Origin of the sequence: Pseudoalteromonas sp. SR44-5 (assembly GCF_014163675.1) — a bacterium.
In the GTDB taxonomy this organism is placed as follows: Bacteria; Pseudomonadota; Gammaproteobacteria; order Enterobacterales; family Alteromonadaceae; genus Pseudoalteromonas; species Pseudoalteromonas rhizosphaerae.
In genome coordinates, this window is sequence record NZ_JACJDT010000073.1 from 1 (window position 1) to 11,390 (window position 11,390).

At 37.9% G+C, this 11,390-nt stretch carries 12 protein-coding genes; 8 read left to right on the forward strand and 4 right to left on the reverse strand.

Annotation, left to right across the window (positions count from 1 at the left end; translation table 11 throughout):
- From H5154_RS21760 to H5154_RS21785, 6 genes are all read left to right on the forward strand, one after another.
- Positions 1-572, forward strand: a 572-nt coding sequence (locus tag H5154_RS21760) for a hypothetical protein (RefSeq protein WP_182719591.1), incomplete at its 5' end; no start/stop codon positions are given.
- A 28-nt stretch (positions 573-600) separates the two neighbouring features.
- Positions 601-2,163 (forward strand): serine hydrolase, encoded by a 1,563-nt coding sequence (locus H5154_RS21765; RefSeq protein WP_182719592.1) that lies wholly within the window; start codon positions 601-603, stop codon positions 2,161-2,163.
- A gap of 170 nt (positions 2,164-2,333) precedes the next feature.
- Complete coding sequence (locus H5154_RS21770; protein ID WP_220491396.1) at positions 2,334-2,693, forward strand: hypothetical protein; 360 nt, start codon at positions 2,334-2,336, stop codon at positions 2,691-2,693.
- A 2-nt stretch (positions 2,694-2,695) separates the two neighbouring features.
- Positions 2,696-3,592, forward strand: a complete 897-nt coding sequence (locus H5154_RS21775; protein ID WP_182719594.1) for an HTTM domain-containing protein — start codon at positions 2,696-2,698, stop codon at positions 3,590-3,592.
- Positions 3,589-4,044: a thiol-disulfide oxidoreductase DCC family protein gene (locus H5154_RS21780; protein WP_182719595.1), complete on the forward strand. Its 456-nt coding sequence runs from the start codon at positions 3,589-3,591 to the stop codon at positions 4,042-4,044. The genes H5154_RS21775 and H5154_RS21780 overlap by 4 nt, the downstream gene beginning before the upstream one ends.
- 276 nt (positions 4,045-4,320) lie before the next feature.
- Positions 4,321-5,580, forward strand: coding sequence for an IS4 family transposase (locus H5154_RS21785; RefSeq protein WP_182719596.1), 1,260 nt, complete (start codon positions 4,321-4,323; stop codon positions 5,578-5,580).
- Between the two features lie 40 nt (positions 5,581-5,620).
- On the opposite strand, the gene H5154_RS21790 is transcribed toward H5154_RS21785, so the two are convergent.
- From H5154_RS21790 to H5154_RS21805, 4 genes are read right to left on the reverse strand one after another with little or no spacing between them, the layout of a single operon-like run.
- Positions 5,621-6,865: a HAMP domain-containing sensor histidine kinase gene (locus H5154_RS21790; RefSeq protein WP_182719597.1), complete on the reverse strand. Its 1,245-nt coding sequence runs from the start codon at positions 6,863-6,865 to the stop codon at positions 5,621-5,623.
- Complete coding sequence (locus tag H5154_RS21795) at positions 6,858-7,535, reverse strand: response regulator transcription factor (protein ID WP_182719598.1); 678 nt, start codon at positions 7,533-7,535, stop codon at positions 6,858-6,860. Before H5154_RS21795 ends, H5154_RS21790 begins: the two co-directional genes overlap by 8 nt.
- Complete coding sequence (locus H5154_RS21800; protein ID WP_182719599.1) at positions 7,516-8,973, reverse strand: glycosyltransferase family 39 protein; 1,458 nt, start codon at positions 8,971-8,973, stop codon at positions 7,516-7,518. The genes H5154_RS21795 and H5154_RS21800 overlap by 20 nt, the downstream gene beginning before the upstream one ends.
- Complete coding sequence (locus H5154_RS21805) at positions 8,966-9,964, reverse strand: glycosyltransferase family 2 protein (protein ID WP_182719600.1); 999 nt, start codon at positions 9,962-9,964, stop codon at positions 8,966-8,968. Before H5154_RS21805 ends, H5154_RS21800 begins: the two co-directional genes overlap by 8 nt.
- Positions 9,965-10,094: 130 nt before the next feature.
- On the opposite strand from H5154_RS21805, the gene H5154_RS21810 reads away from it, so the two are divergent.
- Entirely contained in the window at positions 10,095-10,508 is a 414-nt protein-coding gene (locus H5154_RS21810; protein WP_182719601.1) for a GtrA family protein, read from the forward strand.
- A 2-nt stretch (positions 10,509-10,510) separates the two neighbouring features.
- Positions 10,511-11,248 (forward strand): efflux RND transporter periplasmic adaptor subunit, encoded by a 738-nt coding sequence (locus H5154_RS21815; RefSeq protein WP_182719602.1) that lies wholly within the window; start codon positions 10,511-10,513, stop codon positions 11,246-11,248.
- Positions 11,249-11,390 lie beyond the last annotated feature (142 nt).

Here is an 11,390-nt window from a genome sequence, read left to right on the forward strand (position 1 = left end):
CTGCCGCTGATGCCGCTGCTGATGCTGCCGCTGATGCCGCTGCTGATGCTGCCGCAGAAGGTGGCTTGAACGCGGCATCTTCATCTAGGCTGAAAAACCTAGCTCTAATTCTAGCTGGAACAGCACTAGAGAAAGCAAATGAAGCAATTGCTAATGCATTGAAAAACAGTAACAAACCCAGTAGTGAATCAACTCCATCTACATATTGGAGTGCCCTTAAGACAGAAATGCTAAAAACGTACCCATGTGATGCTGCCGCTTCTAGTGATTGCCCTAAAGTAAACAACGCGAATCAGCGTGATGCTCAGGAATACATGGTTTTGTCTTATGCTCAAAACTTGGGTAAAAAAGACAATAATGCTGTAGATGCGGTGACTTTTGAAAAGAGCTGGGATGCGGGAAATCAAAAAGCGCTTAAAAGTGGTCTTAGCAACGTAACAAATACTGCGGGAATTCCAAGTATGCTTGATTACATGGGCAGCTTTGATATCTCAGGTAGCCCCTCTGCAGCAGTGGCTGTAATTGCTGAAGCTAATGTTTTCAATAGTGTAGCCAGCTTTGAGTTTACCTAAATAAGCCATCTAGCGAGCGAAAGACAAAATGGATTCTAATCTATATCAATATCTACAAGATGGCAAAGTGCTGATGGGGTTTCCCTCTATGAGCGTACGCCTGATAGAACATGATAAAATGTCTGAGCTTGCTACGGAGTCTACCTTTGGCAGCGACGCTATTAATAAGGTAGGCTCTATTAGCAAGTTGATTACAGCAATCGCTGTGCTTATTTTATGTGATAATCAACAGCTAGAACTCGACGCGCCTGCAACAAAGTACTTATCTTACCTAAAAAAAACCCACTGGGCTCAAAGTCAAAAATCACCAGTGACCGTAAAAGATCTGTTGATGCATACAGCAGGTTTACCTAGAGGTGCTTTTATTGGTTCTTCCCCAAGTGAAGAAGAAATAGCAGCAACCTTAAACAATAGAGACCTCATGTCACTTGGAAAACGTGACAGTAACCCGATTAAATATTCAAACTTGGGCTTTGTTTTATTAGGCCAAATTATTGAGCTGGTTACTCAGACGCCTTATACGCTTTTTGTTAAAAAAACCATCTTTTTGCCGCTAGATATGAAAAGTACAGGCTTCGGCGTACCTGAACCTGATTTGATATTTGCTAGGCCACATCAGCTGTCCTGCTTTACTAAGGCCAGTAAGTCACCGTTTACATGTGAACCAATGCCCTTAATTAGTACGCCGCCGTCATCGTCAGATATGCATTCTAATACGCGTGACATCATGCAGCTACTTCAATGCTTAATTACAGGTGGAAGATGCAATGGAACAAAGTTATTAACTGAAATCAGTCTCAATTTACTGTTTACTAGCCACAACTCTATTGACAATGGCATTTCTCGGGGTATGGGGTTACTGTTTGCTAGCTCAAAGCTGGGAAATTTAGTATTTGAAGCAGCTGAACACTTAGGCCATAGCTGTGTAATTTATATGGTGCCAGAAAAAGGCTTTGCATTGGTCGCTATAGTCAATAGAGCCTCAGCTGGAGATGAACTGTTTCACATAATAAATGAATTTGCCAGTCATTACTTAACACGAAATACAGACGTAAAGCTAAGTCACTCCCCTGCAGATAAAAACGCTTTAGTAGGTGAGTATTTCGATCACCAAGGTACCACATTAAAAATTGTACTAAAAGAAGGCGAGTTAAAAGCGGCTGTTGGCACTGACGTTTTGTCTCGAGTTATCGCTAAAGGTCAGCGAGGGTTAATTACAGAAAATGGTAGATTGGCAAAATACCCTTGGTCTATCCAAACGTCCGGTGGCACTACTTGGATTAACGCTGGGCCTCATCAGTTTTGCCAAAGTACACACACCGCCTTTGAGCGCCATTCTGGCAAAAACTATGACGCGTTAGTGGGTGTATATAGCAATAATCAAGTTGGTCGCATCGCTATCTATAGTCGAGGTGGTCAGTTATACGTCGCTTACTCCCCGTGGAAAGAAGCACTCCTGAAGAATGTTAAAGGAACTCTATTTAGACAAGTCGGAGGGCCTTTTCCCTCAGAGCTCGTAAAGTTCTCTACCACATTGCAGCAACTGACTCTATCTGATCATTCATTCTTAAAAACAACTGAGGTTTACTAGTGGCATACTACATTGAACTATTTATACATGGGTTAACTAACCTGTTTATTATAGTAATTTTGTTTTGGTTTTTTTTCTGGGATTGTGAACGACACAATGCCATACGACGTTATTTCATCCCTAAAGTGTACCGGCCATTCGCTTGGATAGGCTTAAATGTTGAGTGGACTATGTTTACACCAGACCCCCCCATGAGAGACATGTGGCCAATGGTAGTTTTCACCCACGAAGACGGTTCAAAATCGAACTGGGAACCAATCCCTTATAACGAACTAAAAATTTGGGAAAAACTAAAGTATAAAAAAGTTTTGAAGTTTTATTTTCAAGTCACTGCAAACAAGGCTGACAAACAAATAAAACGCGATTTTATTGAATATATACAACGCACTTACAAAAGCAGGGTCAAACGGACCAAAATAGAGCTTTTCCGCATCGTTCGCGACACACCTCCAATTGAAGCGCAGAGTGAAATTTTGGAGGCTAAAAAAGAGCTAATATTTACTTTTCATCCATACCTTGGTGAGGACTAAACATGCCTATTGAAACTTTACTTGAAGCGTGGAACAATTTTTTCTTTGCTCCAATCTCTGTTTATCCGATCGCGGTATTTCGCATTATTTTTGGCTGCGTGTTATTGACTGATGCCATATATTTGCAAAACCGAGCAGAGCTTTATTTGGGGCCAGCAGGCCTGACTGAATATAATAGATATGTTAAACGAGCAGGTGGCGTATCAATGTCTTTGTTCTTGTATTTACCGGGAACAATGAGGTCTGCACAGCTCATTATGGCTGTTCACCTCACTGCCATCATCATGTTGATTATAGGTTTTTTAACACCGCTGAGTGCCGTACTCGCATATATTACCACGCGTTCAATTGTAAGTCGTACCGATCATTTAACGAATGGAGGCGATGCTGTGGCAAAAGTGATGTGTTTCTTGCTTATTTTTACACCATGCGGAAATACGCTGTCACTCGATGCTCTGCTATTTAATCTACCCGAAAACTTAAATAACTCTCCTGCCGAGCAGGCTCCTTGGGCACAAAGATTGATGCAGATCCAGCTGTGTTTTATATACTTCAATACCATGTATTGGAAATTGAAAGGTAAAACTTGGCGAGAAGGTACAGCTATTTATTACGCTGTGTCCAATGATATGTATCGACTGTTTAAGTTTCCTAACTTTTTACTCAAGAAATCTTTGGTTCAGATAATGACCTGGGGAGTTCTTATCTTTGAGCTATTACTGGCACCTGGTCTATGGATCACAGAGTTGAGTCCTTGGTTTGTCGGCGGAGCGATGTTAATGCATTTGAGCTTTATGATTTTCCTGAATATCCACCTATTCAGTCTGTATATGATGTCTGTACTTATATTGTTTATTAGCCCCGCAGTCATAACATCTGCAATAAGCTTAATAACATGACTAAATTGAAAGCTTGGTCTCACAGGGAGTCACCTGAAGTGCCTAAATTTAAAGATTCTGGCTGCATAGTTTTTGTTGATGGGACCTGTGGTGCATGCTCTAAAGGCGCCCGCCTGATTGCCAAACTTGACAAAGATGAGGAGTTTCTGATTTGCCCAGTTGGTAGCCTACTTGGAAGTAGTGTTTTACGCCACTACGGACTATCTCCTGATAATCCTGAAAGTTGGTTATATCTAGAAAATGGTAAACCCTACTATTCAATGGAAGCGATTATCAAAGTGGGTGAGCGGCTTGGCGGGTTAGGGAGTTTATTGACAGTTTTGAGGATATTACCTATTTCGATGCAAAATAAACTTTACAGATGGATAGCCAAAAATCGCTATCGCATGATGGGAAGGACTGATATTTGCACAATCACAGACCCAGCCTTGCAGAAGAGGATAATCGAGTAGCTCAATTGCATCAACCTGCTTTCTTAGACTATGTTAATTAAGTTGGACGCTCCTCCCTTTGATCGGATTAATCTAAAGACAGAACTTCATTAGAGGTATTGGAGTTTCTATTTGAACCTTAGCTATAAATTATATTATGCTAAGATTTTCTTAGTATCTAACCTATAATTGTACTAAGGATATTTCATAGGTTGGATCTTAAGAAAACTTGAAGTTGAACTCTGTTAATGATCAAATAGTTACGCCAATAAAAACATGACCAAAAACAGAGTTCACATGCAGATTAACCAAGTTTCAAATCAATTAAAAGCCCTTATCTCAGAAAAACACCTCATTGAGCTTGCAAAAACCTCCGGATTTCAAGTTCGACACCGTTGCCTGTCGATCGTTTCTCTGCTCAAAGCTGTGTTCAAAAGCTTATCTTGCCTGCAAGACGCTAACTTGTCAGATATCCATCAGAACCTGCGAACGCAGGCCAATTGCACGATAAGTTATAAACCTTTTCATAATCAAATTCGAAAACCTACCTTGACTGAGCTAGTCCGTGAACTCGTTATTCAAGCGATGTCTAAATTGACTGTAAACACGCTGGATAAAACCTTTTTTACCCAGCGAGGAATATTGCGAGTGTTATTGCAAGATGGCTCTTCATTTGCTCTACATGATGAATTAGCTCCGGTTTTTGCTGGTCGCTTTACTGCGATAAGTCCTGCCGCAATTGAGTTACATCTTACTTATGACCTATTTAACGAACAGCCTTGTGAAATAGATATCCGTCCTGATGTTGAAACCGAGCGAGCCTTTTTACCGGGTAGTCACACACTTGGAGATACGTTATTACTTGCTGATGCAGGGTATTTTGATTTAGATTACTTTGAGCAAGTATCTCAAGATGGCGGCTACTTTTTGGTTAGAGCGAATAAAAACATCAACCCAACCGTCACATCTGCTTATTGCGCGGGCGTAGAGCTTAAAGAAAAGCATATTAAACTCAAAACATTGCTCAAAAAGCGTGCTAGTCAGCCACTTGAGTTAACAGTACGCTGGAAGAAAAATGGACCCGAGTACAGGCTTATTTATCTACCCGATGAAAAACGCCCTGTTTTCCTTGTTACTAATTTAAAAGAAACACAGTTTAACTTTGATGAGTTACTCGATATATACGCGACTCGTTGGCAAATCGAGTTACTTTTCAAAGAGCTAAAGTCATGGAATAACCTTAAGGGATTCATCACAAGAGACCCACACATTGCAGAATCGCTGGTTTGGCTGAGCATACTGCAAACACTTATCAAGCGGTTTATCTGCCATAGTGCAGCGACGATATTTAAGTGTGCGATCTCGACATTTAGAGCGAGTAAGTGCAGTTATCTTTGGCTGGATGATATTCTGGATTGCATAGAGCAAACACAGTGTAATCGTAAGGTACACCGTGTACTTAAGCTACTAGCGGTAAATTGTAAGCGGCAATCCATTGAAAAAAATAATGACATGTGCCGTTTTAAAATAGGAAGTCACACGATCTGTGTTCCTTAAGAACTAAGCTATGAGGGTGGATTAGCATAAATTTAATCCCCTAAGTTTTAAAAATCACTGAAGCGGTGCAGCCCTTTTCCATATTATTTGATATGTTAAATGTCCACTGGTATTTTTCACATATATCTTGAACAATTTTGAGGCCTATACCAAACCCTTCATAGCCGCGAGGTTGTTCATTTAGGCCTAATCCATCATCAATAACATCTATTCTTTGTTCAGAAATAAATAAATTTACACTACCTTCAATACTGCAATTAATAGCATTTTTTAATAAGTTACATACTACTGCTGAAAATAGTAATGGGTGCGCATGTAATGAAAATTCATTCTGTATGTCATAATGGAAATTTACTTGATTTGCTTTGATAGTAGGGGAAAAGTTCTTAACTATTTTGTCGATAAACGTGTCTGATATTGAAACGTTACTGGTATTTGAAACTTCGTCTCTAGCAAGTAATAGGAAAATATGAGTTAACTGCTCCATTTCTATTACAGCATCATCTATTCTAGTTAATTGCTTTGTAGTCTTATCATTATTTGCTCGTCTTAAAACACTTACACCGCCTCGAATCACCGTCATAGGAGTACGTAGTTCATGACTAATATACCTAGTAAAAGTTTGCTCCCTAATAAATGCAGAATATATTCGCTTACGATAGCTATTAATGCTAGCAAGCATCATTTCTAACTCAAAAGATAATTTTCCATTAACAGATAAAGGTTTACTAACTTCATGTGAATCATATTCAAGCATTTCAGCTAACTCTGAAAACGGAGAGCTTATCCGCTTTGCCATTTTAATAATAAAAAATGCAGAGCCAATGAATAAAATCACACCTGAAGAAAGTATCATAATTTGGAAAATTGCAAAGTATGTATCGTCCCACTCTATTTGGTCGACATCCTCAATGGCATAAGCAGTAATTTCATCATTATTAATTTTTATTTTTTGCGCAAATACAGTGAATTCACTGTCGTCATCAAAATGAATACTTTGGATACCCAGCCAGTCGACGTTAATTTTATCTTTAATTTTTTTTGGTAAAATTTCATACGTATTATAGATTGTTAATATCGGATCTATTTTTATTTTTGTATTTTCGCTTTTTTGAAAAAGTTTTAGGTGATAGGGAGCTTTTAGTGCCAAACGCTGTTCACTGGCTTGATTTTCAGTGTACAACACCGTGTAATAAAATAAGCATCCATAAAAGGCTAATAATATCAAAGCGCCCAATAGATATACTTTTATAATTATTTGACTAATTGGTTTACTTTTAAACATTACACTCACTCAATCTGTATCCTGTTTTAGGTATAGTTTCTATAACATCTTTGTCATAAGGCTTATCGATTTTGAGTCTCAATTGGTATATGTGTTTTCTAAGTATGTCTTTATCAGGTAGCTCATCTCCCCAAATACTATCCTCTATCTCTTGCCTAGAAACTACATTGGGTGCTTTAGTTATTAAAAGCTTCATAATTTTGAAACAAGTTGGGGTCAGTTTGATTTCACTCCCTTCTCTCCAGACCTGACAAGTTTTGAGATTAATTGTAACAGGACCGAAAATAACTGTTTTTGCAAAGCCATTTCCTGAACTCCTTCGAACAGCATTTATTATTCTAGCTTCCAAAAGTTCTAAATTAAAAGGTTTGACTATATAGTCATCAGCTCCTATTTTGAGCCCTTGTAACATGTCACTATCGGTATCTCTGGCCGTAAGCATTATGATAGGAGTATCATATCCTTCAGCTCTAAGCCGATGACATACTGTTATACCATCAATACCGGGAAGCATTATATCTAAAATAATACAGTCAAAGTTGTTTGACTGAGCTAATGCAAGACCTAACGTGCCTGTCGCTGCAAAGTCTAATTCAAACTCTGAACCTTCAAAGTAATCAAATATAACTTCGGCAACAGTATGACAATCTTCAATCAGTAGAATTTTCAATAGACACCTTATTTGCAAATTTATCGTTGCATACTAATAGGTAACGTACAGTGGATTTTTCTTCAACAACACAATGAGCGTCAAATAAATCTTTAAAAATAATAAACTCGTCCTGCTTTATAGCAATATATATTTTTCCACTACTGTTAACTAAGTCTCGTAAATATGCTTTTTCATTTATTTGTTTAGCTCTACCATTTGAATAAAACTGTCCACTAAATGGGCGTTTATTCCAATAATACAAAGGGGCTTCTTTAAACGATTTTTGATGTAATTCGAGTAGCTTATGTTCGCTTTTGTGCTCCCATGCACCCTTTAGCAGTGCACTTAACATAGCTATTAAGGTTAAAACCGTAAATAAAGCCAAGTAATTGCATAGCTTAGTAAATTTTATGTTTAAGGCTATCAGTATAGCTAATGCACTAAAACCAGGTAGCACATAGATTGGCAACACATTACCAGCTAAAGTAAATAGTAATAGTGGCGAAATCACCCAACAAATAAGGTACTTATTTATATTTGGCTGGTCGGGTTCTTTTCTAAGTGCTTTTTTAATATTTTCTTTTTTGAATAGTAGTCCTAAAGCTAAAAATGACCAAGGGCTTGCGCACAGTAACCAATAAAACCAAATTGTACCTCTAGGTTTAACGTGCGCTGTGCCATAAAGATCGCCTTCCCATCCAGATACAAGGAATCGCTGAATATGTTCACCAACTATAAAATATTCTAAAAAGCCCGGAGTACGTATTTCGGCTAGAATGTACCAAGGTAAAGTTAGACCTAAAAAAACGAACATCCCACTTACCCAAGGCAAGCGTCTTATAGCTACTTTAAAGCAGCCTTGCCAAGCGCTCCAAACAACGAGTGAAATCCCTATAAGCACGACAGCAACAGGTCCTTTAATTAGCATACCGAGCGCTAAAGAGACAAAAAATAAATAGCCATAAAGTTGGTTTTTTTGAGCATAGCATTGCCAATAGCTAAACATTGCAAGGGTATAAGCAAGAAGCAAAGCACTATCCGTCATAACCATGCCAATAGCAACGATAAACCCTAAGCTAGAAACTAGCACCAATATAGATAAAACACTTTTACTTAAATTCGTCAGGGATAATGTGAATCGAAAGACCAAGTAACAGGTTAATAAACCACACAATAAGTGAGGTAAACGAGCAGTAAACTCATTTATACCTAAAAAATTAAAACTAATGGCACTCAGCCAGGTTTGAATTGGAGGTTTCCCCCAAAATGGCACGTCGTAATCAAACTGAGGGGTAACCCAGTTACGAGTTTCTACCATGATACGAGCCATTTCCCCATACCTAGCCTCAGTTGTATCGTAGAGAGGGAAAAGTCCTAGTGAGACAAGCCTTATAGCGATCAAGGAAATAATAATTGCTAAAGCCCAATATACTGTAGAATTTATTTTATCAGCCATGTTTTTTCACCATGCCGTTCTGACTCTTTTGGCTTTGTTTATCCATTATTAAATATATAGGACGCCCTTTGGTCTCAGCATAAATACGTCCAATATATTCACCTAAGACGCCTATAGCTATCAGTTGAACTCCCCCTAAGAATAACTGGGTCAACATTATCGAAGGGTAACCCGCAACGGTTTCTCCAAAGAATAGAGTCTTGGCAACAACCCATAAGCCATAAAAAAATGCGGATGTAGATATTAAAGTGCCGACCCAGGTCGATATTTGTAAAGGCTTTACACTAAAAGCTGTAATGCCAGATAGGCCTAACTTTACCAGCTGAAAGAAAGACCACTTTGTCTCTCCTGCAACGCGTTCAGGACGCTCAAAACTAATTGTTGTTTGCTTATATCCTGGCCATGAAAGAATTCCTTTCATATAGCGGCTTCTTTCTGATAATTTCTTTATATCATCAACAACTCTTCTACTTAATAGCCTAAAATCACCTACGTCCTTTTGTAATGGAACCTCAGATAAATGGTCAAGTAACCTGTAATAAATGTGAGCGCTCCAACGTTTTAAGCGTGACTCACCTAAGCGGGATGACCGTTTCATATTTACAACATCAAAACCTTGTTTCCATGCATTTAGCATTTTAGGAATAAGTTCAGGTGGATCTTGTAAATCAGCATCCAATAAAATAATAGCTTCACCTCTAGCATTATCTATACCAGCGGTCATCGCGGCTTCTTTACCAAAGTTACGACTTAAGTTAATGCATTCAATATCGGCATAATGATTGGTTAAATTTGACATTGCATTCCAGCTATCGTCAGTACTTCCATCATTAATATAAATGACTTCCACATGCTCGTTTAATAACAAGCTTAGAGCTTTCGATAGGTGGTGATTAAAGATAGGCAGCATTTCTTGCTCGTTATAAACAGGCACTATGATGCTCAGCGTTATATCTTCATTAACAGACTTAGGGTGTTCGACCAGTTTCATTAAGCTCTCCAATAATTTTACAAAGCAAGCTTAAAACAACCTGAGTCTATAAAAAGTCAATGCATCAAGACAATTTATAGACATCTTCTAATTAATAATGGCTCTACGATTAATTATTTAATGCTTAATAATGCAGCAACTAAAAAAATTTTGTTTTGTAGGAGGTGCAGGGTTCATTGTTGATAGTTTTATTTTTTTTATTTTAGTAAATCATATCGATTCAATTATAACCGCACGCGCAATAGCATTTTGGCTAGCAGCTAGCACAACATGGTTAGGTAATAGAGTTTACACCTTCAATAACCAGGCTTATGAAAGCGCTGTAAAACAATGGAGTAAGCACATGTTCGCAGCTCATTTATCTGGCGTAATCAATTTAATAGTTTTTTGGATAGCCAAAGAGCTTTTCTTAATTCACTTCGCTTTTTGCTTAGGAATTATGGCCGGTTTGGTAAGTAACTACCTTTTAGCTAATAGGTTTGTATTTACTAAAAATTCTAACGAAAGAAAAAACAACTTCCTTCTCAATAAAATTAGGGACTAGAAATGCAAGTCAATAAAGTGAAAATAATCACTGTTCTTATTACTTTTAGCGTAGCAATTTGTGCATTAATTATTTTGGCAACACCTCCAAAACTGCCTTTATCATCCAGTAATAACAAAGCTTTAGTAGTCAATATATTAAAGGCTAAACCTCAAGAATTTACACCCAGTTATCAAGCTTATGGCCGAATAGAAACACCAAATATTCTAACTTTATTTGCACAAGTCGAAGGTGAAATTTTATTCCTTAATAATAATTTTGAAGTTGGTAGTCGAGTAAATAGGAGTGAAACTATTTATCATATTGATGATGAGGACTATAAAAACCAGCTACAAGCTCGATTGGGAGAGCTTAAAGTAGCAGAAGCTAACTTAAAGCTTGAGCTCGGTGAGCAACGCTTTTCGAAAAGTGAATACAAAAGGGTTAGACCTAAAAAAGACAGCCCTAATTTAAAACTACAAGAATCATTAATGTTGCGAAAGCCTCAATTAGAAATAGCTAAAGCTAATATTTTAATTGCAACAAGCAACCTAGAACTCGCAAAAAAAAATTTAGAACGTTGTAAATTTCAATCTAAAGAAAACTACGTCGTTTTAGAAAAGAGCGCTTACCAAGGCGACTTTGTTAAAAAGGGAGATAAGATTGGTACTTTTGCTCAACTCTCTGAGCTTAGGGTAAGCTTATCAATACCTCACGATGTTGCTTCAGTATTGTCTATTGGTCAGCGGGTTAAGGTTTAAGGTTTAAGGTTTAAGGTCGGAGTTTTTCAAGTTAGTTGTCGCCTCAAGTTAAATTTTATGCCGCCCGCATTTCTTCTTTTTTCTCAGGATTCAAATTTACTTCGTTTATCATTGACCAATCTCGTGACTTTCCTGACCAACG